Source organism: Paraburkholderia ferrariae NBRC 106233 (assembly GCF_000685035.1).
Taxonomy (GTDB): domain Bacteria; phylum Pseudomonadota; class Gammaproteobacteria; order Burkholderiales; family Burkholderiaceae; genus Paraburkholderia; species Paraburkholderia ferrariae.
The window spans coordinates 329,273-355,058 of sequence record NZ_BAYB01000004.1; the positions used below are offsets into that span (position 1 = coordinate 329,273).

The window sequence follows — 25,786 nt, forward strand, 5'->3', positions numbered from 1 at the left end:
CGGAGGCCGGACGGCCGCTAGTCAGGTATTGGGCAATGGCGCGTCCGGTCCGGGTCGGCAATGGAAGCACGTCTGTTCGCCGCGCCTTGCCTGCTGATAACCGCAAGGTCCCGTCGTGCCAGTTCAGATCGTCCAACTTGAGCGAGGCCACTTCGCCGGCGCGCAGTCCCAGGTCGACCATACACCGGGCCATCGCATAGTCTCTGCGGCCGATCGCGGATTGGCGATCGAATGCGTTGAGAAAGCGCTCCAGCTCCGCCTCAGATAGCGTGTCTGGCAACGATGCGAACCGCCACTGGGCGATTTACGGGATCGCGGCAATAAGGCACAGGACGTGATCTCCGTGCATGCCCCGGAAACGCAAATAGCTGCGTAGCGCGATCCCGAGGACTTTGCCTGTGCTCGGCTTGCATCCCGCGAGGTGACGGACTACGAATCCGTAGACATGTTCCGGCTTGACCTGTGCCATATCGATTCTCGACACACCGAATCGCTCCGACAGGAATATCCGTACTATACGCGTGCGCAATGTTCTCGTAGACGGGGCCAGCCCGCAAGTCCGGTCAAGGTGTGCATCAAATTCCTTGAGTTCCTCCTGTATCAAAAGGGGCGTGAAATCGGGCCGAGGTGGTATGTCGGCTCTCTGGCGAAGCACGACAAGCAGACGATTCAAGGCTGGCCCAACATGGTTCCTGCTTCGTGGTGTGCGCAAAGGGCAGTCACACCGCGGTAAGTGTTCATCCAGAAAACGGCGTACCAGTGCTTCATCAATCTGACTGAGTTTGACGCGTCGCTTGCGCAGCCAATGCGCAAAGTGCGCGACGCTGCACAGATACTTACGGACGCTCCACGCCGAATATCCGCGCCCGATCAAATAGTTCGAATAGGCCCGGTAGCTGGATTTGAACACGCCGTCTGTCAGCCATGCCCGGGTCTGCTGCGGTATCGCGAAATCGTTGTCCATGATGATGACTCTCCTCAAAAGGCCGTACTGCCTTCTGAGCAAAGCACTTTTATTATGCGCAGTCCACTACTGACGGCCGCCGTGGAAAACCCATCGCAGAAGGGCAAACGAGTCTCCGTGGCGCGGAACTGCGCATATTCCCGAGATCGGCATAGTTGCGCTCATGCAAATATTTGCATGAACGGAAGATGCGATGCACTCCGCTTCGACCGGACGTCGTCGCGGTGATGAAAGCATGGCTACGCTATCAACCTGGCGAATCCGACGATCCGGTCTTCCCCAGTTCGCGCGGTGGCCGTCTTAGCGCCGACGCACTTCAGCGGCTTGTGTCGCGCAACGTCGCAATCGCGTGCCGCTCGTGCCCCTCGCTGAAGGAGAAATCAGTAACTCCCCACACGCTTCGACACGGGGCCGCGATGAGCCTGTTGCATCACGGCGTAGACCTGTCCGTGATCGCGCTCTGGCTCGGTCACGAGTCCTCCGAGACGACTCAGATTTACTTGCACGCCGACATGCAACTCAAGGAACGCGCGCTCGCGCACGCCACGGCGAGCGGTGTCGCGCCGAGACGCTACAAACCTCCAGATCCGTTGCTTGCCTTCCTGGAGGCTCTCTGATAATGCCGACAATCCGAGCGGCCGGGAACAGAGATCCACCCAACCGTTGTGTGGATGGATTCATGACGCGGCATAATCGGGGAGTCGGCATAACTGGGTTCATGCCGCTAGCGGCATGAACCCAGTTGTTGTCTATCGGCACGTGTCCGTCGTCGAGATAGCGCGTGAGCGCTTCCCAACGTTTGAGGCTGTAGTCGAGCGCTTTCGCAATCGCTGAACCTTCCGAAACCAGCTTACGCTGCGCCACCATCCATTCATAAAGTGCGTCACACACCGGTTTGGCCCGACTCTGCCGGAGTTTGCGCCGCTCTTCGGCATCCAGCACTGCAGCGTCGCGCTCGATATCATAAAGCGCAGCGAAGAACGGCATGGCCTGTCCAGCGACGTGGCTGCTGTGATTGGCATGCAGGTCGAAGAACTTGCGCCGTGCGTGCGCAGCACATCCGATTTCAGTGATGCCCTGCTGGAATCCGGCCTTGTATCCGCCGTAGTCGTCGCACACCAGCTTGCCCTGCCAGCCGGCAAGGAAGGTGCGGGCGTGCTCGCCTGCACGGCTGTCGGCGAAGTCGTAGACCACGGCGCGCAGCTCACTGAAGTGCGTGGGCGTATACGCCCACAAGTACGCCCGGTGTGTCTTCCCTTTACCTGGACTAAGCATCTGTACCGGTGACTCATCCGCATGCAGCACACCCTGCTGCAGGATTTCCTGATGCAGGGCATCGACCGGTGGCTGCAACTGTGCGCCGCACGTGCCGACCCACGCACCCAATGTCGATCGCGGTATTGCCAGACCCGCCCGCGCAAAGATCTGTTCCTGACGATACAGGGGAAGGTGGTCAGCGTATTTGGCAACCAGCACCGAGGCCAGCAGCCCCGTGGTCGGGATGCCCTTGTCGATAACGTGTGCGGGCACCGGCGCCTGCATCAGCGTTTCGCAGTTCTTGCATACCCACTTGCCACGGATATGCCGCTCAACCGTGAACACGCCCGGCGTGTAGTCCAGCTTCTCGCTGATGTCCTCACCGATGCGCACGCGCTCGCAGCCACACTGGCATACGGTGCTATCCGGCTCGTGGTGGATCTCTGTGCGCGGCAGTTGTGCTGGCAGTGATGCGCGCTTCGGTTGCTGGGGTGACTGGCCGGCGGTGGCTTGCGGCTGAAGCTGCTCGAGCTCCAGTTCGATGGCGGCCAGATCCGCGTCGATCGCTTCTTCCAGCAGGCTCATCTGCTCGCTGCTGAACTGTTCGCTGCGCCGACCGTACTGCTGGCGCTTGAGGATGGAGATCTCGTGGCTCAGCTGCTCGATACGCGTCTGTCGGTAATGCAGCTCGCGTTCGTTGTCCTCGACCTCCCGCGTCTTCTCCTCAATCTCCCGGTCTCTCTCCTGCACCTGGGCAATCAGCTGCGCGGCGAGCGCGCGCAACTGTTCAGGGCTGAGGGCATTGAGGTCGGCAGGCAGGTTCATGCAAACCAGTCTGCCAGAACCCCTGGCACCGTGGAAGCGCGACAGTTTACGTCCCTGTTGGCCTCATACGACGCGGATCACACCGTTTGGGCCGATGCGCTGCCACGGCAGACCCACCACCAGACCTCCGAGCTGCTCCTGCGTGAGTGCGTGTTGCTTTGGTTCGCTACCAGCGTGAGGCCAGACGAACTGTCCCTCGTTCAGCCGTCGCGCTGCCAGCCAGATCCCGATTCCGTCGTGAACCAGCACCTTCAGGCGATTGGCCCGCCGGTTGGCAAAGAGGTAAGCATGGTGCGGATGCGCCGCGCCGAACACCGTAATCACCCGCGCCAGTGCCGTATCGAAGCCCGCACGCATGTCCAGTGGTTCGACTGCAGCCATGCTTCATCAATGCGGATCACGCGAGCCACTCTCGCAGCCAGGTGGCGCATTGTGCGGCCTCTGATGTCGGCCAGCTAACCGTTATCGACTGGTCCGCGCGGCGCACTTCGACGCGGATCTCAGCCGGGCGCACGTTCTTCGTGTCGAGCGGGAGCGGTACGAATGCCGGCGCCACTGCCGACTGCACCGCCACATCGCTACGTGAGACGAGAAAGCGCTCGTTCCCTTCGGCCTGTTCCACCCAACGTCGGAGCAGATTTGCGTTCAGCTTGTGGTGCAACGCGATGGCCGCGAGCGATACCCCAGGCCCCTGGCAGGCTGCCACCACCTGGGCTTTGAACTCGACGCTATAGCGCCGGCGTCGACGACGGCCAACTGGCGCTTCTTCTTCGATAGTGTTCACGTGTCCACCTATTTAAGTGGATACGATGCTCCCAAGACCTTTCATGCAACTCAAGATGGGATGGCTAGGCGCTTACAACCGATGTTCTGTCCGTTCTGATAGATCGCGATGCCGCCCTCACCTTCGTCCCACATTGATGCGGTATAGATCTCCCCTTCAGGTGCCACCCACATCGAGCGAGCCACATTGCCCACTCGAGTCGTGGCCGTGCCATGCGTGTTGGCTATCCACCGAGTGGAGTATTGTGCTTCGCAAACGGACGCAGCCGCGGCGCTCAGCACTACCGCGATGAACGCGGTACAGAGTCCTTTGAAAACCATGAGGGACGTTTCTTCGATCGCACGCCGTGCAGTACAGGCGTCCATAATCCGGTGTTGCCAACCCTGGCAAACTTGGAGTCCGAACCCTGACGATTCGAGCACTTGCGACGTGACGCGTCGAATTGGTCAGGTATGTCGTCTGAGTTAACGGCGGTCCGCGGCGCGAGTTGAGAGATTTCTCACTTGACCTTGATGACGGCGCCAGCACGGCTGGAGGCCTGCATCACTTTCCGGTTAACGGGACGAGCCGGGTGCGCAAGGTGCGTGCGCAAACGGGACCTCGGACCATCAAAAAAACGGCACGGACTTTCGTCCGTGCCGGCGAAATGCTCTGACATTTTTCCGAGGGCTGCCAGAGCATGAGAGACCGTCAGCATAATTAAAGCGCTCGTTCTCCGATCCGGATAAAAGCGGTCCAAACTTCTTCCCGTTCGTCCGAACCGGTCGGTCAAACCCCGGTTTCTCCATTGTGAGGTTTGGCGTCATCCTTCGATCCATCTGCAACTCCCTTGACAATCGCAAGCGCGGAGACTGCCGTTAACAGTGCTGTCGCGTCTGCGGGCTTCTGAAGAAACAGATCGGACAGAACAGGCGGCGAAGAGGGCGGCAGGCTTAGTGACGAAGCCAGAACGATAGGCACACTAGCCAGAGTTGGGTCGGCCCGGAATATCCTGCACAATTCCGGCCCGTCTATACCAGGCATGTTCCAGTCGGTGAGCAAAAGGTCCGGGCGAGCGGTACGCGCGAGAGCCCAGGCCGAAGCGCCGTCAGGCGCCCACACAACATCAAACCCGTTCAGGCGGAGGACGGCCGTCCAGGCGGCAGCGGTCTGTTCGTCATCGTCGGCCAAGAGGATCAGTGGGTGCGGCTCGGATGGCTTCATGTCAGTGTGGCGAGTCCAAACTGGGCCACTTTAAGCAAGATATTGGCCATGCCACCCGGCGGCGCCCACGCAAGGGAAACGTTCCGATGCTGCAATTTTAACCAAGGACTGTCGCTTCCGTTGAAATGTTTACATCTGAACGAATTGTAACGGCGCGACTGCAATGGCAAGACCTCGCGAGTTCGGCGCCCTAGCGTCAATGCGGTTCACTTTTTAACACGTTCGACAGGGGGCGCATGCTTCCCGGGGCGATCCTGCAAACCTCGGCACAAGGCTTGTAAAAATCTTTGGACCCAATCGGAGGTCTGCCGGGCCGGTCTCGGCGTTTGGAATAAGACCGAGCATATCGATCGCGGTCGATCCGACGATGCGTTAGCGAAAAAGCGAAGGCAAAGCGACCTCCGCGGGAATTTCTGCTTCGGCGACTTGGGGCTGCTTAACTAGCAAGTTCGAAAATGCTCCGCGTGTAAGGCGTTCACTCGGATTGAACATCTCCTCAACAGCCACCGGCAGCTCGGACGAGCAGCAGTCGATTTTTAGGAAATTCTGCCCAACATGGTGCCTACGTTATTCCCTGCTATGATTGGTCGCGCAATTGCGTTTTGCGCGACCGGGTTTCGCGAAACTGGCAGAAATGCAAGCGTATCTCCAGTCAGTTGCCTCCGCCATATCGTGCATTCATGGATCCAGTGTGCCATCCTTTTTTGGGCGCGCCGTAATTGATGGTAGACCTCGGTGCGGGTCCTTCCGGCGTGTGCACGGCTCTCACTACCGCCCACGAATGCGCCGCGCATTGCGTCCGAAGTCATCGAAGCGTTGCTGTTGGATGCCGTACTGGTTTCGCACGAAAGAAACGAACGGGCATCTTGTATCGGAAAACAGCGACGGCACTCGCGTTCGCTGCCGCTTTGAATGCAGAAATGTCGTCCCGATACGCCGCTTGGCTGATCAGCCCGCCCATGTTTTATGGCAGTCCGCTCTGTCTCCTGGAGCGATTTCCTGACCGGCCGTCGCGGCATTGGCGTTTGACGCGGCGGCTTGCAGCTGGTTAACAGGCCGTCGCGCGTATTAAGGAAGCGCAAGTGGGGTTCCCGATCGCGGATTTCTAGCCGGAAAGCTGAAATACTTGCGGCGCATTAATGTGCCCCGACGAGGTTTGCGCGGGCATTGAACGCCAGGATAATGAGGCGGGTCAACCGGGCGCTTTGGCGTTCGCTGCAAAAAATCTCAGATTGAATGACTACCCCGCACCGGTGGATTGGGCGTCCCACTCGTACCTGCGCCCGTCGGTCATGCTGACGCATGAGCCTGACAGGGCACTATACTTGTCCCGATTCGCGGGCCGGCGGGTATTGCGCTATCGGGCTGAGTGCAGGTGCCGCGCGGGTGCCCTCGCTCAGCAGGGTGGGGATTTCGTCGAGGCGCAATAGTGTAAGGTTGCCGCCGTAGACAACACCCGTGTCGACGTTGATGACATTGTGGCTCACGACCGGCCGGGGTGAAGGCGTATGTCCTACGATAACAGCCGTGACCCCTTCGACCCTGCCGCACGTATCAAGCCTTCCGGACTTCAACCGCCTGAACAGTCGCGCTGCGACGCAGCGCATCGACGCGAAGCCGTCCGATCCTGGCAACTGCCATCGTGACCGATCCCAGATGACCTTGCGCCGTATCTTCCCGTCAACATCTTCTTTCATTATTGCCTTAACCATTCTGGGCCAGGATTGCAGAGGCACGTTCGCATGTACGATTCCGACCAGACCAAAGTCCGTCTCTATTTCGATTGCATAGGGGAGCGCTGCCATGTACGCAACGATAGCGTCAATGGACTGCCCGTCCGCTGCCATATCAAGTAGCCACCTGCCGCCATTGCCCCGAACGAAGCCGTCATTGGCGCCATAAAGACGCCAGCGCACGATCGACTCCTCATGATTGCCGCGCACCGACTGGATGTCGTACCGACGCACCACATCGAGGACAGCAGGTGATTCGAACCCTCTGTCTACGAGATCGCCGACGGCAAAGAGCCTGTCCCTGGCGAGATCGAACTGGCATGCTTCGAGTTCCTTTCGCAGTTGCGAGAAACATCCGTGCAGATCGCCCACAACAAAGTCACGACCTGACGTATTTTTTTTAAAGCGCCGAACTGGTGGGAAGGTCTGCCGCATTTTTGCCGCCGTAAGGATGTCCTCGTTGCACCGTCGTCAGGATGGAGCGTAATGTTCAATCCGAGTCTCCAGCGCGGCAGCACGAGGCTTTGCGCAATCGTTCAGAGAGAGTTGCTTACGGGTGCGCGGCGCATGCGCGTCGCGGGAGCTTTGTTTCGCGAGCTAGGTGCGGACGATAGCGTCAATCAGCCACTGATGTTGATCTTTTGCCGGCGTGGCGACTGTGGTCCACCGCACAGGTAGTGTCGAGTGTCAATTGCTCGCCAGTAGTATCCGTTTGTAAACAGAGATGTATTCGTCCGATGGTTTGATCCGGTTGCTTCTGCCGATGAACGCGCGTCACGCGGAGGCTGATCGCCAGCCGACCTTGTAAAACGCCAGTCGCGAATTAGCCTTATAATCAGGAGGCCTTATCGAATAGACAGGGACCGCATCCCATAGGCGGCCGAAGCGGCAGCGTCCTTCAGACCGAATTTAGCGCCATTGAACTGCCCCTTGCGATGCGATGCGTCAACTCAATGCCTGAATTCGTGATCGCGGCCCTCCAGAGGCATTTGAAACCTGGCATCACATCCGCTCTGGATTTCATGTGGCGATGGTCCTGCTTGATCACGTGGTTCAGATATTTCGACAATCTAATCTTCGTGTCTTCGGGCAGCAGGACCATCCGTCTTGAGGTTGAGCCAAGATACGCGCTTATCCTCTGCAGAGCATAAACGCGTTTAGATACAGTTCCGGGTTGTACGCAGTAGGGCACTCTTCGAGAGTAACGACGGCCGACGGAGGCAGGTTTCCGCGCAGTAGCACCCGGTGGAGGTTCGCATAAAAAGAGCAAGCTTTTCCGATCGGCCATTGTGGTCGACAGGAGAAGCTGATGATCAAGACGAATTCTTCCGACGGGTTCGGGACCCGGCCTCGAGGATCTGCGAGGGCAAACCTATGCGTAGAGCTACCCGACGAACTGAATCGATGGGTCGACGATTTCGACCGTCATCTGTCGCGCGTGGTTGGACTCGCAGCAACGACCCGGCACCAATATTGTTTCTACGTTCGCCGATTTTTGGCTGAGCTTCGTGTAGCCGCCTTTCCGGATCGCTCCGCGTTGCGGGCGGAGGCATTCACCAATTTCGTTCGACAGGAGGCCGGTCGCCTTCACGGGCATTCGCGCAACCAACCCGGTACTGCGATGCGGGCCTGGCTCAGATATCTTGTTTTCTGCGGAGTGGTGAACACTGGGCTAGAAGCCGCAATTCCTTCAATGCCTCAATGGAAACACGCATCACTGCCGGTCCATCTCACTATCGATGAAACCGAACGCGTGCTCGGGGCAGCATTGGATAGTAGTCCGCACGAGCTGCGCAACCATGCCATCGTGCTAATCCTGGCGAGAATGGGATTGCGAGCCTGCGAGGTCAGGCACCTGACGCTCGATGATATCAACTGGGCAGAAGGGTGCGTGGGTATTGCCCCCGGGAAGTCCCATCGCGAACGACGCTTGCCTTTGCCTCGCGATGTTGGTGAGGCTCTGTATGCGTATCTTCATCATGAACGTCCTGCCAGCCTCTGTCGCACGATCTTTCTGAGCACCAAAGAGCCGTACGGGCCGATTCTGGACTCTTCGGTAATATCGAGAACCGTCCGCCGCGCGATGACCCGAGCAGGCGTGGTGGGCATCCCGGCCGCTGCGCACGCGCTCCGCCACACGGCAGCAACCCAGATGGTGTGCCGAGGGGCGAACTTCAAGGATATCGCCGACGTGCTGGGGCACGCGTCATTGGCGACGACGGCGATCTACGCCAAGCTCGACGTCGCCAAGCTCGTGCAAGTGGCACTACCGTGGCCGGGAGCGAGATCATGAACGGCCACCTTGAGTTGCAGAACCACCTTGAAGCCTATCTTGCTGTTCGGGAGGCTCTTGGGTTTAACGATACAGCCAGAAAGGTGTTGCTGCGAAACTTCGTCGAGTATGCCGTCTCTAGTGACGGGCGGTGGCCAATTGACGCTCAACTTGCGGTGGACTGGGCATGCGGCCCGGCATCCCTTCGAGGTCCCGCCGGGCAGGCAAGTCGCCTTTCCACCGTCCGAAGATTCCTTTGCTATCTGCGAGCCAGCGTCCCGGAAACACAGGTTCCCGGCGACGGGTTGATTGCTCGAGCGCGCCGGCGCCGGCCCTACATCTTCACGCAACAGGAACTCGTCAGCATTCTGGATGCCGCCGCCGCGATGCGGCCGGGTCGCGCGCTGCGGCCGCACGTATACGTGTCGATGATCGGCCTGTTGGCCAGCACAGGAATACGCGCAGGCGAGGCCATTCGGTTGACCATCAACGACGTGCTACTCGACGCTGATCCGCCACGGATTCTCGTTCTCGAGACCAAGTTTGGCAAGTCGAGGATCGTGCCGCTGCATGTGACGGCAGCGGAGAAGTTAAAGGCCTACGTGCGGCTTCGCGAGCAACTGGGCTACGCCGGGCTATCGGATCTGTTCTTCATGTCCGAAATCGGAACGTCGATCGACTACGGATTCTTCGCGACCTGGTTTACACGTACGGCGCACCGGCTAGGCATGCTGCCGTCTTCCGACGCGCGGCGACCAACCCTCCACAGCCTCCGTCACACGTTCGCCGTCGAGCGACTGACCCAATGGAGTCTGGTGGGGGCGCCAGTCCAGCAATGGATACCAAATCTGTCGGTCTACCTGGGACATGTCAGTCCCGTGGAAACGTACTGGTACCTAACCGCGACGCCAGCGCTCCTGCTGACCGCGGCGATGGCATTTCGGGAATACGTCAGCCTGGGAGAAGCAAAATGAAGACCACCACCATGATCGGCCCACTGCTGCAGGGCTTCTTCGTCGAGCATCTGCTTGCCCATAAACACGTCAGTCCTCGGACTGTTTCGAGTTACCGGGACACGTTTCGCATGTTGCTCCAGTTTGTACGGGATCGAACCCACACCGAGCCTTCGTCATTGCGCGTGGCCGCGCTGGATGCGCCAATCATTCTGTCGTTTCTCGATCATCTGGAATTTGCGCGACACAACTCAGCACGCTCGCGCAACGTCCGGCTTGCGGCAATCCGCAGTTTCTTCCGATGGGTTGCTCTATGCGATCCCGAGCTGGCTGGGCTGGCAACACGCGTTCTTGCCATACCTGCGAAGCGGACCGATCGAAGGCTTGTGCAGTCGCTCAGCCGCGCCGAAGTTGATGCGGTGCTTGCTGCGCCCGACCGGTCCCAATGGCTCGGGCGCCGTGATCATGCATTGCTGTTGACGCTGTATAACACCGGCGCTCGTGTTTCAGAAATCACGGCGCTTCACCAGGCGCAGGTTCAGTTCGGCAGCAGCACGTTCATTAACCTGAAGGGGAAAGGCCGCAAGGAGCGGAGCATCCCATTGTGGTCAAATACTGCCCAAATCCTGAAGGCATGGTTCCATGAACTGGAGGGTACCCACTCGCCGATCGCGTTTCCCAGTCACCGTGGGCGGCAGCTATCGCGTAACGGTGTCGACTACATTCTGCAGCAGGCCATCAGCCGGGCAAGTTCGCATTGTCCAAGCCTGACAGACAAGCGCATTTCTCCGCATGTTGTGAGGCACACGACCGCGGCACATTTGCTGCAGGCCGGCGTCGACATCAGTATCATCGCCCTCTGGCTCGGTCACGAGAGTATCGAGACCACGCACATCTACATCGACGCTGACCTCGCAACAAAGGAGCGAGCCCTTGAGAAGCTGGCGCCCACAGACGCAACTTCACTGCGGTTCAAGCCCACCGACAGCGTGCTTGCCTTCCTTCAACAACTCTGATTATCTACAGTTGATCCGTCGGCAATCCAGAAACATCGGATCGCCAGCGGACCAACTGCGTACAACCCGGAACTGTATCTAAAAGCGCGAATTCCTATCATAAGCGTCTAGGTTATATAAACCGGAAAGATCATGCCGTTTCAGAGCAGTTTGAACCCCTATCCATCCGCGAAGGCGTTCCGGATCTGTTGCGCTCGCCTGACTTCGGCGCTGTGCAGGTAAATCGACGTGGTCGCGAATCGATCGGTCAGGGAGATCGGACCCGCACATGTCAGCCGTCGCGGCAGCGACAGTCTGGAGCCTTCAATTCGCTGCGCGCAACCGGGCGCCGAACGGCGAGCGGCGCTGTCATGTGCGCGGAAGGTTCCACACGACCCGGCCCTTAGGACGGACTTCGAAAGTTTAGGATGCGCCCTTACAAATGCATTGCGGCCGATGCCAGTATCCGACGAGTGACGACACAAAGCCCACGCCATGCGTCTCACACAACTGTGACCGTGACGCAGAGTCCAGAGCGCGCGGGCTCGTCGGAATAAGTCAGACCTAGATGCCAGCCTAGCCGGTCTGCGATTGTTTTGACAATGCAAAGCCCAAGGCCCGAGCCCTCCTGATTGCTGCCAAGCACGCGATAGAAGGGATCGAAAACCCGTGCACGTTCCGCAGGCGCGATGCCGGGCCCGGAATCCTTCACTGCAAGCCGCACATGCTTCTGCTGGATGGTCACGGAAAGATCAACCCGGCCGCCTTCCGGCGTGTACCGGATCGCGTTGTCGACGAGATTTTTCACAAGCGTTCGAACTTCAATTTCATTCGCGCTAATTTGCACGTCGTCGCCACTCTCGATGCCGATATCGATCTGCTTCGCCGCGGCCAGCGGCATCAGGTCTTCCAGTACCCGGCGATAGACCTGGAGAATTGAGACCGATGAGGAGGCGTCCACGGGTGCGGACTGGATTCGCGCTAACGTTAGCAGCTGATCGAGTTGCGAACGCCCGCGTTCAATGCCTCGTCGCAGATCGGCCAGGCGTTCGGACGCCTGAGGTGACATTGGAATCCGCGCGAGACGTTCCGCCTGAAGGGAAAAAGCGGTCATCGGCGAGCGCAGTTCATGCGCCGCGTCTGCAATGAAGCGTTGCTGGGTTTCCATCGACTGCCCGACGCGGGCGAGCAATCTGTTGATTGCGGCGACGAACGACTGCACCTCGACTGGAATGTCCCGCTCGTTGAGCGGGTACAGATCCTGCTCTTTCCGCGCTTCGACACCAATGGCCAGTGACGCAATCGGTAAAAACATGCGTTTGACCAGTTGGGCGACGATGATCAGAAGTATTGGTACCAGCACCAGGAACGGCGTCACGGTGCGAAACGCGCTACCTGTTGCAATCTCATCGCGTAGTCCCGTCTCCTGTGCTACTGCAACGCGACGGCCCGCAGCCGCGGTATGAATCAGCACGCGAAACGATTCGCCGCCAAAGCTCATTGTATAAATACCATCGGCGATGTTCTGGGGGATCTCCAGAGGCTGGGTATCTCCATCTCCCGCCCCGCCGGAATGGTCGTTGGTGAAGTACTGGACGATAACGCGCGACTCTTCGCCGCCACCAGTCGAATGGAGCGCACCAGTGGTGTCACCAAGGGAGACGGGCGTCTGACTGAGAAGCGTTGCGACTTGCCGCAAGACATCATCCTGAAGCTCATGAGCTTCATCGAGCGCTGAAACAAAGGCCGAGATGCCCGCAATGATCGCGACCGCAAAGATCGCCACACACAACCAGAGCGAGATGCGAAATCGGACGGAATGCTTCAGCCTGAAGGCGAAACCATCCATCCGGCCCCCCTGATATTGCGGATCAGATCGGTGCCGAGTTTTCGTCGCAATACATGTATCAGGTATTCGACCGCGTTGCTCTCAACTTCTTCACCCCAGCCATAGATTCGCTCTTCCAGTTCCGCCCGTGACAGGATGGCGCCGGGACGGATCAGGAGGGCACGGAGCAATGCAAATTCGCGATTCGACAGTTGCAGGGGTTCGCCGTTTCGAACGGACACCTCCCGGGTCGCCAGATTAAGCGTCACCGTCCCGTTGGACAGGGACGGCGACGCGTTGCCATTCCGGCGACGCAGCACTGCGCGCATACGGGCAAGGAGTTCCGCGATCTCGAATGGCTTCAGAACGTAGTCATCAGCTCCTTCATCGAGACCCTGAAGCCGGTCCTCAAGTCCGTCCCGAGCAGTGATAATGAGCAAGGGAACAGCATTGGCGTTACCGCGGATCGCCTTCAGAACTTGCATGCCGTCTGTTCCAGGAAGTCCAAGGTCGAGCAGCACCAGATCATAGTAGTGGGTTTGAAGCGCCGTAAGACCGGCGCTGCCGCTTTTTACCCAGTCCGCCGCATACGAAGCGTCCTTCAACGCTCCCTCGATGGCTTCGCCGATCATCGGATCGTCTTCCAGCAGCAGTACCCTCATAGTTACCCCGCGAACTGGCTATCAATGGGATCTGGACGCAGCGCGCTGCCTGAACAAAAAAATGCTGCCGACGATAAATGTCAACAACGCCGCGGAAGCAGTATAGCGGCTCAAGGCGAGACCACCAGCGTTCACCGGTTTGTCGAGAAAATCGCCCACAACCGCCCCCAGCGGCCGGGTCAGTACGAATGCGATCCAGAAGAGCATCGTGCGCGATACCCTGGTCCAGAAATACGCAGCGACGACGACGGCGAGCAGGGCGGCGAAAACGAGAGCACCGCCCGTGTAGCCAAGTCTTGCTGTATCGGCTGTCCAGTCTCCCAATGCGGTGCCGAGCGTCTGGGAAAACATGATGGTTATCCAATAAAACAGCTCAGCCTTGGGTGATCCGATTGACGAAACGGAGATGGAGCCCATTTCGCGATACCAGACAATCAGCGAGACGCATAGTAGCGCAAGAAGAAGCGACGCCCCTCCCGCATAACCGATGCCGAGTGACCTGTCAGCAAAGTCAGCCATGGTGGTGCCGACCGTGGTACTCGCGATAATCGTTGCCCAGTACAGTGGAGGCTGGAAGAACCTGGACCGGATCTGCGCAGTTACGGCCGCCAGAAACACGACAGCAAAGATAAGCGTTCCAACGAGATAGCCGAGATTCATCGACATCGACACGGCATCCCCACCGGTCTCGCCGAGGGTAGTCGCAGCAATCTTCAACATCCAGAACAGCAGCGTAACCTCTGGAACTTTAACGAGGGCGTTGTCCATGCTGCGATCTGGCGGGCGATGTATGGGCGAATCAGACACGTTGTTCTCCGAGTGGGTATCTGTAAATGGATAGGCAGGCGATCAGACATGCGATGGTCGCGAGGAAGATGATACTTGTCATCGTCGTTCCGAGGCCGAGGCCGCCGTTGGTTACCGGCCGTGCCAGCAGATCACCGCATGACGCACCGAACGGGCGCGTCAGGATGTATGCCAGCCAGAAACAAAGCGTGGTGTTTGCCTTCAACACAGAGCGTGCCAGGGCAATGAAGACAATCATGGAGCCGAAGAGCAGAGCGGCGTTGGCGTAGCCGGTGCCCAGACCTTCTGCTATCCAGTCGCCGGCTGCTGTGCCGAGCGCAAACGTGAGCAGGATAGCAGCCCAATAGAAATATTCGCGACCACGGGTATCGATTGCCTGGATAGAAAGCGTGCGTTCTTTCGCGTACCAGATCGCAAAGACGATCACAAGTGCGGTACCAAAGGCCGCAGTCGAGACTGCGAGCGGGACCGCAAAGGTGTCGGATAGATTGTCGGTGACCAGCGTGCCGAACACGCTTATACAGACGACGCAGAACCAGTATAAGGCGGGCACATATCGTTTCGCGCGTATCTGGAAAAACAGGCTGCCCGCGAGCAGGCAAGCCATGATGATCGAAGTTCCGGCCAGACCAAGCTTCAGGTTGATGCTCAGATAATCTGCGGCCGTTTCACCCACCGTCGTGGACATCATTTTGATTATCCAGAAGACGAGTGTGATCTCCGGGACCTTGTTTAGCCATTTGACGGCCGTGGGCGAGCTTGGATTCATGGACGTTTCTTATTGGGGAATATGAGCGGGCGCCGCCATCACCTTTCCCGCACTAATTGCACTGCGAATGATTCGCTCGCACGCGCGAGCAATAGAGTTTCCCCGCCGGCCCGCTGGGAGCCGAAGAGCACACGGCCGTTTCCTGCCTATGTGATCTTCGGCTCGCGCTCACGACCTGCGCGAAGGAGCCCCATCAGTGGTGAGCATAAAGATTCGACCGCGCGGATCCGGTGTGGCTACGCGTGCCCGACTGGGACGCGCCGGTCGGCTCGGTGCCCATACCCGTGTCGGACATCGGCATCGCAGCTCTTTTAGCGGCAACGCGGGCCTCAGCCGCCTGAATGTCGGCAGGATAGGTTGCATCGTCGCGCCTTGCCGGGTTGTAGCCAGCCTTTTCCATCTGGACGAGATCGGCGCGCACCTGTGCCCGGGTAACCGGGCCGGTTGACTGTTGGGCGAAGGCGATGACGGGAGCCGTCAGCGCGGCAACTGTGATGATTGAACGAATTAACGATTTCATGGCTGCTCCTGCGAGAATAGTTGGCTTTCTGGAGCGGCATTCGCCGCGACCGTGAACCCATTCTAGGGCGGCTGACTTAGGTGAAGCTTAGCCGCCTGCTATCTCTGCCGAAGTTGAGGTATTTCGCGAATTCTCGCCGGTTCAGGTTCTCTTAACCTGATACATGCCAGCATGAAATCGTGGCAAATCAACATTGGAGTTCGACATGAAAAAGGGTTATTACTTTAGTCTGGCCTCGGCAGGTCTGCTCGTTACAAGTATCGCGGCACATGCTTTCACTGGTCAGGAATACTCGAAGGACGCAAAGATCAGCCTGAAGCAGGCGCGTGTGTCCGCTCTCAAGGCCCATCCTGGGAAGATCACCGACGAAGAACTTGAAAGAGAGGCGGGAGGTAGTGGGCTGCGTTACTCGTTCGACATTGCGACGAAACAGGGCACACAGGAAGTCGGAGTGGACGCGCAAACGGGGTCGGTCCTCGAAAACAGCAGGGAAGGACCGAACCCGGACTGAAATGGGCGCATCGGGGCGCACCACGGAGCCTGAAGTGTCTGGCGCTCGCCCCTGATCGACTTTTTCAGGAACGGAAGGCGACACGGCCACTGTTGAAGTACCGGCCCGCGTTGTCGACCAGGTTCGGTAGCACGAGGGCAAGCGCGAACTGGTTTGCGCCGACGTGCAGGCCGCGATTGACGTCGATCCGGTCTGGATGCCCTTGGCTTGCAGGATGTCGAACGAGGTCAAGCGCGGTCTCGATGGCACTGGCAAGACGCACGGGGCCGATATCGGACTGCGACTCTTCACGCGCAAGCAGCAGTAGCGCGTTGACCAGAACTATCATGGTGTTGGCTGCGCGATCGATCTGCCGCAGGCGCGTCTTCGACTTCGCGTTGATCGACGCATCGTGGTCGAGAAGCTCGCAACTGGTCTTGATCGCCGTGAGCGGTGTGCGCAATTCATGACTGACGTTGCCGGTGAACTCTTTCTCCCGCGCAATCATCTGTGCCATCTGCCCGTGATAGTCATTGAACGCGTCGACTAATTCCACGACTTCTGCTTCATCGTACCTGTCCGAATCGAGCGCACTCGATGCACCGAGCCTGAGTGCCTTGACCTGGCGGGCGAGGCCGGCAACCTGCCGGACCAGCAGACCAGACAGTCCAAACGCGAGCCAGAATGCGAGCAGCGCAAACACACCGGTGCCGAACATCAGTGCGTCAATCACCTGCCTGAAACGCTGCTCGTATGCGCTGAAGTCGTAGATCCGATAGACGCGTACATCGTCAAACGGTGCGATTGCCACATGGATTTCACGGCCGTTCACGATGATTTCGTGGGTGCCTTCGGCCAGATCCCTTACCGAAGCCGGTAACGGCACGCTTACGCGGCCGCCTGTCGAAACATGACCACCGAGCCGAGGATCCAGAGGCGGCACAAGCGTTGGGTCCGACCGCCAGCTGTTCAGGACGCTCGCCATGTCGTCGGCGATCAGTGCAGTAATGAGCCGCTCCTCCTGCGCTTCGGCAAGCGCCTTCACACCAAGCGCCTGGGCCATGAGCAACAGGATCGCCAGCGCCGAAAAAACCAGCGCGACCTTGAAGCGTAGGCTACGGCGTCGTTGCATCGATCACCACCAGCCGGTAACCGAGACCATGAACTGTTTCGATGAGATCGTCCTCCCCGTTAGAGGTCAGCGCTCGGCGCAAGGTATAGATGTGCGCGCGTAGGGTATCGCTATCCGGCAGCTGCTCGCCCCAGACTTCCGTTTCGAGCTCCGCGCGACCGAATACGCGATTCGGCGCCTGCATCAGACGGCGCAGCAGATGCAGGCACTTCGGCGGCAGCCTGATCGGCCGGTCGGCTCGCTCCACAGCGAGCGTCGTGGGGTCGAACCGGATGTCAGCGCAGCACAGGACCGCCTGCGTCGCATGGCCTTTATAGCGCTTGATCAGTGCACCGAGGCGTGCGTCCACTTCCTTGAGTGAAAACGGTTTGACGAGATAGTCGTCCGCGCCTTGCTCAAAGCCCTGGAGCTTGTCATCCAGCGTGTCCCTCGCGGTCAATATCAGAATCGGCGTGTCGAGAAGTACCTCCTTGCGAAGCTTTCGGCAGATCGTCAGGCCGTCCACTGCCGGTAGCGACAGGTCGAGCAGAATTGCGTCCCACCGTTGTGTTACAGCGAGGTGGAGTCCCTGCGCTCCGTCCCGCGCGAGGTCGGGTTCATAGCCGGCGTTCTCCAGAAAATCGTACAGATTGGCGGCGATCGCTGCATCGTCTTCAATGATCAGGATTCTCATCCTGCAGTTCTCCGCGGAGTGTCACATTGAGCGGCTGAAGGGCAACGCGCAACACGTTCACATCGTCGGTCCGCCGTGCTTTTCGCTGCCGTTCATGGCTTTCGCGATGGCCTTTCATTGTTTTCTACTATAACCGTCGCGGACGACTCAGGACGCGCGGCGCGCTCAATCTCAATGGGCGCGTTCAATGCGTCAGTGCAACGCCAGTGAGCTCGATACCGTCTAATGATGACCTTGGCGCATAGGCTCTCACTTTCTCGACGCGTCGAGGGCCATCGCGATGCGGAGGCCACGCGCGTCCGGCCATAGAATGGACCCGCTCCTTTTGCTTGGAGACCTGCCCGCCAATCCCTGCGATTGCCTAGGAGCAGTCAATGTGCGGGGCTGTGGAGGCGGACGGGTAGTGATTCTTGTTGCCTGGATGACGGCGCAATCTAGCCGTTGCATCAATTTGTGCTTCGTTAAGTTCCCCAGTGGTCAGCGTCTGGTTGCGGTCGCCCGCTTGAATCGACCGGGGTTCATTGACAGCACAAACGACCTGTTTTCCATCGTGCAGGCGAACGGTCGTCACATACGAGACGCTGGATGTACCAAAGGCGTTTCCAACGGCGGCAGCGGCTAGGACGCCGGCAAACGCGATTCTGAAAAATATACGCATGATGAGTTCTCCCACGAGGCGCGGCAACCCGCGTTAAAACTCATTTTCTGACGGGGCTCCTTAACAGACGCTGAATTGAGGTGGGTCAATCGCAGGATGATCGATGCCACCAAATCGGGGACAGGCGTTGCCGAATTATTCGTTCCATCCCTTCGGGGCACATTTTTTCGGATGCCATTTGTGAGAACCGCGATGGGGGAGAGATCCTTGAACTCCGCGACACATCGGCTCCTATCCGGCTTGCTGATGCGGCAAGCTGTGCCTTTTTGGTTCGTTTCATTGAACTGGACAATCAACGTTGATGGGGGCACCCGAAATTGGATGGCAGACCAGTGGAGCGCGCCCGCAGGATAAAGTGCGGGCGCTGCTTTTACCTCCAGCGATGCTAAGGCAATGCGTACGCGTCGCCTTAGCATCACGCTTCAGAACTTATGGCGAATTGCCGCGCGCACGACAAGTTGCTTCGAATTTGACGACAGGTCGGCTGCGCCCGGTACATAAGCCTGGTCGAGCGATGACCCCGTCTGGCTTCCTGCAACTTTCTGGTAGGCCCCCTGAAAGTAAATATCCGTGCGTTTCGAAAGGTTGTAGTCCGCCATCAATCCGACGCTATGAATTTTCGGTTTTACGCTGCCCGTTGTCGCGTCGTAATTCTCAAGCGTGTACACATATTGCGCGCCGACAAAGAATGCCGGCGTGATCTGATACTTGCCATTGAGTTCGAAATTCTGATACTTGAGCGTGTTGAGCTTCCCGCCCGCCAACGGACCCGTGACGGGCTGGATCGTTTCGGTGCTGGACAGATACCCGGCGTTCGCGGACGGGTTCTTGATGTTAGTGTTCGTGTAGACGAAGCCTACGGTCGCGGGGCCAAACGTGTAGTTGATGCCGCCACCGAAAATGCGCAGACGTTCCGCCACGAAATTCGCATCGGTCGACGTAATGGCACCACCGGACGACTGGCCAGGATTGTCAGCATTCAGGTAAGCCGCCGCGACCAGCAGACCGCCATTGGCGTATTGCGCGCCCAGGCTGAACTGTCGATTGTTAGCGAAGCCGGTGGCGTTGCTGAAGCTGTATGTGCCGCCAAATTGCAATCCGGCGAAATCCGGACTCGCATATTTGACCGTATTGTTCACCCGGAAAGAGTTATCCGTGTTGTCGTTGTCGAACGGGTGCGAAAACAGATAGCCGGCCCAGTTTCCGTTGGCTGTTGTCTGCGCAAGATAGTCGACGACGGAGTCGTATTGACGACCGAGCGTGACTGTACCGAACGTGGCATTCGAGACGCCCACATATGCCTGACGTCCGAATAACAGGCCACCCTGACCCAGACGACCATTGTTCAGGTTAAAACCATTCTCAAGCTGGAATATCGCCTTCGTGCCGCCGCCGAGATCTTCGGCTCCTTTGAGTCCCCAGCGACTTCCCTGAGCATAGCCGCTTTGCAGTTCATAGTCGTGCTTGCCGCCGACATTGTTGGTGTAGTTGAAACCTTCGTCGACCACCCCATACAGCGTGACGCTGCTCTGGGCGAACACAGGCACTGCAAATGTGGCTGACGTAGCCAGCGCGATCAGACTTTTCTTCATAAAAGATCTCCAGAAATGTTGTTCGAGTAGACAACTTTTTTTCAGACAGCTTGTGTTTGTTTCTGCGTTAGTACTATTGACTGAATTGTTATCAATACAGCGGGTGTGATCCTTACACGCCGATACTGCGACGTCTATGTTCGCGCCAGACTGTTTCCCCTGGGCGTTGCTAAATCATCACGACCGTGTGCAGCGCAAATGCTCGACCCGATGCCTGTCGCTTGGGGACCGCCGGTGCCGCTCAGGACTGAGGATCCACGCTGGACCGGCGATGCGCCGAACGATATAAAATCTGGAGATCGGGATGCAGCCTGGTCGAGGAGGGGTTTCGCCAGAAGACCAGTGATACGACGACATTGGTTAAGGATCGCTTAAGGTCGCGCAGCGAGAATTGTGGTAACGGAACGACGGGCGGCGATCATGAAAAATATTATGGCGGCTTTAGTGTTAACCACCTTGGTCGCTTTCCTGCCTGCCTGTACCACGACGGCACAAGACAGCGCCACGCATGAAGACGCGCAACCCCCTCATCCGGGGCGCCCGTCATGGCTGTAGTTGCCAAAGCACGCTAGAGCTGGCGGGTGGTCACGCTTGCCACGAGCATTCTTCCGGCAGATGGCCGGGGAAATGTTCGTGCCTCAGTAGCGACGCGAGCGTGACACCACAAAATCGGTGAAGCTCTGCAAGGTTCTCGGTATATGGCGATGCGCCGGATAAAGCATCCATATTGCCCGTTCATTTCCTTTCAGCGGAAACTGGCCTAGCACCGGAACAAGAGTCCGGTCATTCAGTTCTGTCCGCACCAGCGACTCCGCCAGGCGCGCGATCCCGAGCCCGGCAAGTGCGGCGCGCTTGACGGCCAGAACGCTTCCGGCCCGAAGGACGGGCCTGAATAACGCACGGTTGACGCCGTGGGCATCGTCAAACTCCCAGAAACGAGCCGGTATCTCGCCTGCGACCAGGACACTGTGATGTGTAAGATCGTCGGGACGCTCAGGGATACCACATTGTTTCACATAGCGCGGTGATGCGACAATGACGTCCCTTGTTACTGCGAGGCTTCGGCATATCATCGCGGAATCGCGGAGTTGGCTTTCGACGCTGAAGCAAACATCGAAATCGACGAGGGTAACGCGTTGCATAGATTCAAAGACGCTGAGATCGAACCGGATCTGCGGTTCGGCGAGGTGAAACTCAGTCAGCAAGTCCGCCAGGTCGCCTTCGGCAAACGACGCTGCACACGCAATTTTCAACGCATCGGCACATTCATTGGCGGCAGACAGGATGCCCTTTTCCATCGACTCCAGTTCGTTGAGCCATTCGACGCATCCTTGCAGATAGGCGCGACCGGCAGCGGTGAGCGACACGCTGCGCGTCGTCCTGTTTAGCAGCTTTGCATTAAGGTGCGATTCGAGCATGGCCACCTGCCGGGTGACGACCGCATTCGAAACGTCGAGGTGCCTCGCCGCCGCGGCAAAATTAAGACACTCCGCCACCTTTATGAAGGTGCGCATTGAAGTCAGATGGTCCATTACCGCGTCCGTAGAACTCGAATTAGTGCCACGGCTCGCGTTATCTGATGAATACATCGCATATGCCACGCGAGTCGCGAAAGTTCACTTCTCTGGTGAAGCACGGACGGTGCCGCAAGCACTGGCTGGGCGATTATTATCAGGACGGCAGCTTAACGATTGCTTAACCGTGATTCGGCGCTGGCAGCCCTGCCGCTGGGACCCGGTGGTCAATTAGCCTGGCCGTGCGGTCACGGCTTCGGAGCCGGCTATCCCTTTCCGCCTAGCCTGCCGCTTTGTTGGGCGCGTCAGCGCATGTGCCGAGCGGGCGCAGTCGTCTGCTGACAGAAACCGATCCGCTGGCTAAATGCAGACGGTCGTGGCTGGATCGTCAGACTCGCTTCGCGACGGCTAATTCAACGGCAGCCGCCCTCGGGGAATGGCACAGCACAAGCGCCATCGTTCTTTCGATCCTTATTGGTCTGCACGTTTTTGCGGTGTTTGTGCATCAGGTCGGATTTAGAGACAATCTGCTCCGACGCATGTTGTAGCTGAGTTGGACGCTGATCCTGAGGGAGTGTCGACGTGAGTTCCCAGATCCTCTTACAGGAACGCCGGGACTTTGTTGCCTGTGACGGCGGCGTCAATCCGTCCGGGTCGGATCGACCGGACGAACCGTTTCGATTTGCAACTCAGAAGGTGCGCCAGGCGATCCCGGTTGATAGTGGCCAATGGAGCCCTCAGCATGGCTAGCCAACGGGTGCGTGAAAGCGCGTTCCTGGCGCCGGTGAGATCTCCTTAAGACTCGCCGATGCGATATCCGCAGACATGACAAACAGCGACTTCGATTCAGCTACCTCGTCGCTCGCCTCGTTGTTGAGGCAGCGGAACCACAACAAGAGAGCAGTCAGCGCCATGCTCTCTTGCGTTTCCGTTCTCCACCGCCAGCACTTCCCTATGCGGGGTGGCTCCACGCGACTATCGGAGCTCGATTTGAAATTCCGGAAACGTGACTGGCTTGTTGAGGCCACGCAGTGGTTTTCACCGGGAGATCACGCGGCCGTAGAACAACGCAACGGCGCATGGTCCATCGCTACGGCCGAAGGATGGAGCGACGTGCATCCTGGCGACTGGGTGATCACTTCATCCGACGGCTCAGTTCACCGCATCAGCAATCAGCTTTTCTACGATCTCTATGAACCTCTCGCGTAGCCTGGCGGGTTACCCCCGCACTTCCCAGGAAACCGTTGCTATGCTTCAACCGGTCGCCGGACCTGTCGATTCGCTGTCGTCGCGTGAGAGTAAGCAAGGGAGAACCGGGCTGCTCCTTACAGATATCCACACTGGCATCAACGATGCCTGGTTGACGTAGTCACTGATCGTCAGTTACCGATGCAAGACATGCGTAATCTACGAATTTCGGGCTGAGCGAACCGTCGATGAGTTCAAACTTGTAGTGGCGATGTGCCCCTGGCGGCCGCGGCAACATCTGCTTGCGGCCGGGACCCACTCGTTCGAATTCTCGATCGATTTCCTGGTGGTACGTTTCGCGCGAGCATTGTGTCCACCAGACCGGAAATCGGTTTCCTCGAGATCTTTTTTTTCGCCTTGAATATTGCAGTGAGCGAAAGCAGAGATCGGCTACGCCGCGGTGATCGGATGTCGAGACGTCGAAGCGGATTTTCGAGTTCGATCGAATTCGTCGAAGTGCCCTCCTCGGGCGCGTTAGCCCGCTTTGGCAGCCACCTCCTTGGCGAGCAGGCGTTGCGCCTGCTGATCGCCTTTTCCTGCTTCCTGCGCGGTTTGAACCGACGTCTCGCTTGCTTCAGCCATCAATGCGCGCGCGGCGCTGCTGATGTTGACCGTGTACGACGACGTCGACGTGCTGGTGCTTGACCCCGTAGCCGACGAAGCGGTCGTGCTCGATGCCCGCGCCGTCGACGCTGAACTCGAAGTCGATGCGGTGGACGAAGGAGCTGTTTGTGCGGTGCCTTGACCGATTGCCTGAATGGACATCTAAATCTCCCGATAGAAAAACGTGTGTACTGCGTTCTATCTAACGGCCTGGATCTAGCGCGCTTGAGAAGTATATCTTTTGAGTTTTTCGAGATCCTTAAGCATTTCCTAAGGCTCAGTCACGATGGCATTCCTAGGAATACATTTTCCTATCGTGATTCGCCGGTGTCGTCGGTATCTTCCCTAAGGTTTTCATCAAGGTTCGCCGTTGCAGATTCGGCGCCCTGGGTGAGCGCTAGCGCGGCTGTTTGGCACGTCGAATAAAATGCTTGTGAACGGGAGCATCAGCTTGCTAGAGTGCAGCGCCCTGGGAATCCGGGAGACTGTTTTTGCTTGACGTTCGCGCTTACCCGTAAGATCCCTGCTGTTGCGCGGGACGTTGCTCCATTTGAGGTTGAGCCAAGATAAGCGTTTATGCGCTGCAGGGCAAACGCTTTTAGGCACAGTTCCGGGTTGTACACAGTTTGTCCGCTGGCGATCCGATGTTTCTGGATTGCCGGCGGACCAACTGTAGATAATCAGAGCTGTTGCAGGAAGGCAAGCACGCTGTCGGTGGGCTTGAACCTAAGTGAAGTTGCGTCCGTGGGCGCGAGCTTCTCAAGGGCTCGCTCCTTTGTTGCCAGGTCGGCGTCGATGGCGTGGACATCAGCTTCTCCTTTCGGCCACCATGGCCGATCGGAAAAGCCTGCTCTTATTATGCGAACCTTCATTAGGTGCTGTTCCTAGCAAACCGGCATCGGTCGGCCGTAGCCACTTCCGAAGATTGCTGAACTGTATACAACCCGGAACTGTGCCTAAAAGCGCTTATCCTCTGCAGAGCATAAACGCGTATCTTGGCTTGCCCCCTCTTCATCTCGCGCACTGCGCGGTGCGAAACAGCATAACCGTCGGGCGTAATGGTCTCCGGCGACTGGCCCTGATGCCTAAGGGCCTGGCTGAAGAAGGCTTTGGCGGCGGCCATGTCGCGCCTCCCCTGCATGAAGTCCACCGTCTGGACGACTCGATCCCCGCACGGCAGGGGTAGACGCACCTTCCGCACATCTTTATATGGGTCTCCTCGACACCCTAGGAGCGACCCGTACCCGTAGTAGAACGGTTACAGCGTTTGACCAACTCGGGCGTATAGCGCCTCAGCCAGTGCAGGACCGTCGTGTGAGCCAGCAACAAGCCCCGTTCGACCATCATCTCAACCAGATCGCGTAGGCTGAGCTTGTAGCGCAGATACCAGCGAGCAAACAGAATGATGATTTTCCGATCAAGATGACGTCCGCCGAACAACTCCTCCAGACTCTTCAGCTTGCTCATGGCGGGTCATCAGGTCGCTTTACTCCGACAGCTCTAACCGATTCGCCGGACCTATTTGCAACATAACCCTCGTCGATACCGCCTGCTTCGGTCGGACGCGCCTGTTGCAGCCCCGCTCCCTTATCACCGAAGTCAAGCTCCAGACGATCGCTGAAGCCGAGGCAAATTGTGACAGCAGCGTGACATTTTCGTCACAGAAAGACGAGCTAGGCATGAACCGCGTGACGGTCGACTGACAGCTGACAGAGTTGGTAAAGCGAACGTTTGACCGCACCGTCGCATTGCTGGCGGAAGAATTGCGGCGTGCCAGCGTGACGGACGTGCAGACCGACGATCCTCTGGAGGGCAAGCCGTGGCCAGCGCTACTCGAAGGCTCGCGGCGTCACATGGGCACGACCCGCATGCACGACTCGCCCGGTCATGGTGTAGTCGATTGTAACTGCCGGGTACATGGGATGAGCAATCATTACGTGGCAGGCAGGTCGGTATCTCCCGCGGTTGGCGCTAACTTTCCGACCGTGTCGATCGCGGCAATAACCTTGCATCTGTCAGAGCATATTCTGAAGGCGCTGCAAGGCGAAGTTGCGTCGCTGGGATGGCCGGCATCGATGGCAACGGGGGAGGGGCGACGTGGATACGAAGAGGTAATGCCGTTCGCGACGCCAACGCACCACGCGCGGTCAGAGACTACCTTCATTGACAAAATGTAGGCCGCTACTTTTCAACGCAGTGTTCGTGTGGTATCGAGCGTTCGTCAAGCGACGGAAGGCCGATCGGTCGAAAACGTCAGGATAAAATTACCGGCACTGGAGCAACGCAAAGAAATACTGCTCCCGT

General features: G+C 58.2%; 24 protein-coding genes and 5 pseudogenes. 8 read left to right on the top strand and 21 right to left on the bottom strand.

Features of this window, described 5'->3' with window-relative positions; translation table 11 throughout:
- Positions 1–4 precede the first annotated feature (4 nt).
- Both BFE01S_RS46485 and BFE01S_RS42665 read right to left on the bottom strand, forming a co-directional pair.
- Positions 5–280, bottom strand: a pseudogene (locus BFE01S_RS46485) (tyrosine-type recombinase/integrase); the annotation flags it as partial.
- A 24-nt stretch (positions 281–304) separates the two neighbouring features.
- Positions 305–964, bottom strand: coding sequence for a site-specific integrase (locus BFE01S_RS42665; protein ID WP_051743438.1), 660 nt, complete (start codon positions 962–964; stop codon positions 305–307).
- Between the two features lie 188 nt (positions 965–1,152).
- Between BFE01S_RS42665 and BFE01S_RS42670 the strand changes: the two genes are divergently transcribed.
- The gene (locus BFE01S_RS42670; protein ID WP_255246792.1) at positions 1,153–1,581 is read left to right on the top strand and encodes a tyrosine-type recombinase/integrase; all 429 of its coding nucleotides are present in this window, start codon (positions 1,153–1,155) and stop codon (positions 1,579–1,581) included.
- Positions 1,582–1,699: 118 nt separating this feature from the next.
- Here the strand turns inward: BFE01S_RS42670 and tnpC are convergent.
- The 7 genes and pseudogenes from tnpC to BFE01S_RS46705 all read right to left on the bottom strand — a co-directional run.
- Positions 1,700–3,046, bottom strand: a pseudogene (gene tnpC, locus BFE01S_RS37460) (IS66 family transposase); the annotation flags it as partial.
- Between the two features lie 63 nt (positions 3,047–3,109).
- Entirely contained in the window at positions 3,110–3,427 is a 318-nt protein-coding gene (gene tnpB / locus BFE01S_RS37465) for an IS66 family insertion sequence element accessory protein TnpB (protein ID WP_081833121.1), read from the bottom strand.
- A 16-nt stretch (positions 3,428–3,443) separates the two neighbouring features.
- Positions 3,444–3,830 carry an IS66-like element accessory protein TnpA gene (gene tnpA / locus BFE01S_RS05080; protein WP_028197512.1) on the bottom strand — a complete coding sequence of 129 codons (387 nt, stop codon included), beginning with the start codon at positions 3,828–3,830 and terminating at the stop codon, positions 3,444–3,446.
- Between the two features lie 77 nt (positions 3,831–3,907).
- Positions 3,908–4,150, bottom strand: a pseudogene (locus BFE01S_RS45640) (SMP-30/gluconolaconase/LRE-like region family protein); the annotation flags it as partial.
- A gap of 448 nt (positions 4,151–4,598) precedes the next feature.
- Positions 4,599–5,033, bottom strand: a complete 435-nt coding sequence (locus BFE01S_RS37470; RefSeq protein WP_051743439.1) for a response regulator — start codon at positions 5,031–5,033, stop codon at positions 4,599–4,601.
- A 1,319-nt stretch (positions 5,034–6,352) separates the two neighbouring features.
- On the bottom strand, positions 6,353–7,201 hold the full coding sequence (locus BFE01S_RS37475) for a metallophosphoesterase (RefSeq protein ID WP_051743440.1): 849 nt from the start codon (positions 7,199–7,201) through the stop codon (positions 6,353–6,355).
- Positions 7,202–7,611: 410 nt separating this feature from the next.
- A pseudogene (locus tag BFE01S_RS46705) lies at positions 7,612–7,862 on the bottom strand (hypothetical protein); the annotation flags it as partial.
- A gap of 213 nt (positions 7,863–8,075) precedes the next feature.
- On the opposite strand from BFE01S_RS46705, the gene BFE01S_RS42285 reads away from it, so the two are divergent.
- The 3 genes from BFE01S_RS42285 to BFE01S_RS05125 are packed head-to-tail and all read left to right on the top strand — an operon-like array spanning position 8,076 to position 11,007.
- Positions 8,076–9,059 carry a site-specific integrase gene (locus BFE01S_RS42285; RefSeq protein ID WP_081923035.1) on the top strand — a complete coding sequence of 328 codons (984 nt, stop codon included), beginning with the start codon at positions 8,076–8,078 and terminating at the stop codon, positions 9,057–9,059.
- Positions 9,056–10,012 (top strand): tyrosine-type recombinase/integrase, encoded by a 957-nt coding sequence (locus BFE01S_RS37485; RefSeq protein WP_042337233.1) that lies wholly within the window; start codon positions 9,056–9,058, stop codon positions 10,010–10,012. Before BFE01S_RS42285 ends, BFE01S_RS37485 begins: the two co-directional genes overlap by 4 nt.
- The gene (locus tag BFE01S_RS05125) at positions 10,009–11,007 is read left to right on the top strand and encodes a tyrosine-type recombinase/integrase (RefSeq protein WP_028224612.1); all 999 of its coding nucleotides are present in this window, start codon (positions 10,009–10,011) and stop codon (positions 11,005–11,007) included. The genes BFE01S_RS37485 and BFE01S_RS05125 overlap by 4 nt, the downstream gene beginning before the upstream one ends.
- Positions 11,008–11,488: 481 nt before the next feature.
- Here the strand turns inward: BFE01S_RS05125 and BFE01S_RS05130 are convergent, their stop codons facing one another.
- The 5 genes from BFE01S_RS05130 to BFE01S_RS05150 form a co-directional block, all read right to left on the bottom strand.
- On the bottom strand, positions 11,489–12,835 hold the full coding sequence (locus BFE01S_RS05130; RefSeq protein ID WP_028224613.1) for an ATP-binding protein: 1,347 nt from the start codon (positions 12,833–12,835) through the stop codon (positions 11,489–11,491).
- Positions 12,811–13,476 (bottom strand): response regulator transcription factor, encoded by a 666-nt coding sequence (locus tag BFE01S_RS05135; RefSeq protein ID WP_028197516.1) that lies wholly within the window; start codon positions 13,474–13,476, stop codon positions 12,811–12,813. The genes BFE01S_RS05130 and BFE01S_RS05135 overlap by 25 nt, the downstream gene beginning before the upstream one ends.
- Positions 13,477–13,497: 21 nt before the next feature.
- Positions 13,498–14,244 carry a COG4705 family protein gene (locus BFE01S_RS05140; protein WP_030101870.1) on the bottom strand — a complete coding sequence of 249 codons (747 nt, stop codon included), beginning with the start codon at positions 14,242–14,244 and terminating at the stop codon, positions 13,498–13,500.
- A 31-nt stretch (positions 14,245–14,275) separates the two neighbouring features.
- The gene (locus BFE01S_RS05145) at positions 14,276–15,052 is read right to left on the bottom strand and encodes a COG4705 family protein (protein WP_028197518.1); all 777 of its coding nucleotides are present in this window, start codon (positions 15,050–15,052) and stop codon (positions 14,276–14,278) included.
- A gap of 193 nt (positions 15,053–15,245) precedes the next feature.
- Positions 15,246–15,572 (bottom strand): DUF4148 domain-containing protein, encoded by a 327-nt coding sequence (locus BFE01S_RS05150; protein WP_028197519.1) that lies wholly within the window; start codon positions 15,570–15,572, stop codon positions 15,246–15,248.
- A 205-nt stretch (positions 15,573–15,777) separates the two neighbouring features.
- Here BFE01S_RS05150 and BFE01S_RS05155 point away from each other — a divergent pair, with 205 nt between their 5' ends.
- Positions 15,778–16,083, top strand: a complete 306-nt coding sequence (locus tag BFE01S_RS05155; protein ID WP_028197520.1) for a PepSY domain-containing protein — start codon at positions 15,778–15,780, stop codon at positions 16,081–16,083.
- Between the two features lie 64 nt (positions 16,084–16,147).
- On the opposite strand, the gene BFE01S_RS37490 is transcribed toward BFE01S_RS05155, so the two are convergent.
- The 5 genes from BFE01S_RS37490 to BFE01S_RS05175 form a co-directional block, all read right to left on the bottom strand.
- On the bottom strand, positions 16,148–17,194 hold the full coding sequence (locus BFE01S_RS37490) for a histidine kinase dimerization/phospho-acceptor domain-containing protein (RefSeq protein ID WP_051743444.1): 1,047 nt from the start codon (positions 17,192–17,194) through the stop codon (positions 16,148–16,150).
- Complete coding sequence (locus BFE01S_RS05165; protein WP_028224614.1) at positions 17,178–17,867, bottom strand: response regulator transcription factor; 690 nt, start codon at positions 17,865–17,867, stop codon at positions 17,178–17,180. Before BFE01S_RS05165 ends, BFE01S_RS37490 begins: the two co-directional genes overlap by 17 nt.
- Positions 17,868–18,228: 361 nt before the next feature.
- Positions 18,229–18,525: a hypothetical protein gene (locus tag BFE01S_RS43990; protein WP_145962427.1), complete on the bottom strand. Its 297-nt coding sequence runs from the start codon at positions 18,523–18,525 to the stop codon at positions 18,229–18,231.
- A gap of 422 nt (positions 18,526–18,947) precedes the next feature.
- The gene (locus BFE01S_RS05170; protein WP_030101873.1) at positions 18,948–20,117 is read right to left on the bottom strand and encodes a porin; all 1,170 of its coding nucleotides are present in this window, start codon (positions 20,115–20,117) and stop codon (positions 18,948–18,950) included.
- A gap of 638 nt (positions 20,118–20,755) precedes the next feature.
- Positions 20,756–21,649, bottom strand: coding sequence for a LysR family transcriptional regulator (locus tag BFE01S_RS05175; RefSeq protein ID WP_028197523.1), 894 nt, complete (start codon positions 21,647–21,649; stop codon positions 20,756–20,758).
- Between the two features lie 296 nt (positions 21,650–21,945).
- Here BFE01S_RS05175 and BFE01S_RS46490 point away from each other — a divergent pair, with 296 nt between their 5' ends.
- Both BFE01S_RS46490 and BFE01S_RS43995 read left to right on the top strand, forming a co-directional pair.
- Positions 21,946–22,179: a cytochrome b/b6 domain-containing protein gene (locus BFE01S_RS46490; RefSeq protein WP_169742598.1), complete on the top strand. Its 234-nt coding sequence runs from the start codon at positions 21,946–21,948 to the stop codon at positions 22,177–22,179.
- 277 nt (positions 22,180–22,456) lie between these two features.
- Positions 22,457–22,840 (top strand): hypothetical protein, encoded by a 384-nt coding sequence (locus tag BFE01S_RS43995; protein ID WP_156966913.1) that lies wholly within the window; start codon positions 22,457–22,459, stop codon positions 22,838–22,840.
- 513 nt (positions 22,841–23,353) lie between these two features.
- Here BFE01S_RS43995 and BFE01S_RS44000 read toward each other — a convergent pair.
- A complete protein-coding gene (locus BFE01S_RS44000) occupies positions 23,354–23,644 on the bottom strand; it encodes a hypothetical protein (RefSeq protein WP_156966914.1) in 291 nt (96 codons plus the stop codon).
- Between the two features lie 847 nt (positions 23,645–24,491).
- Positions 24,492–24,949 (bottom strand): annotated as a pseudogene (locus tag BFE01S_RS46710) (DDE-type integrase/transposase/recombinase); the annotation flags it as partial.
- Positions 24,950–25,269: 320 nt separating this feature from the next.
- Here BFE01S_RS46710 and BFE01S_RS45650 point away from each other — a divergent pair.
- Positions 25,270–25,659, top strand: coding sequence for a GMC oxidoreductase (locus BFE01S_RS45650; protein ID WP_278499587.1), 390 nt, complete (start codon positions 25,270–25,272; stop codon positions 25,657–25,659).
- Positions 25,660–25,786: the final 127 nt, after the last annotated feature.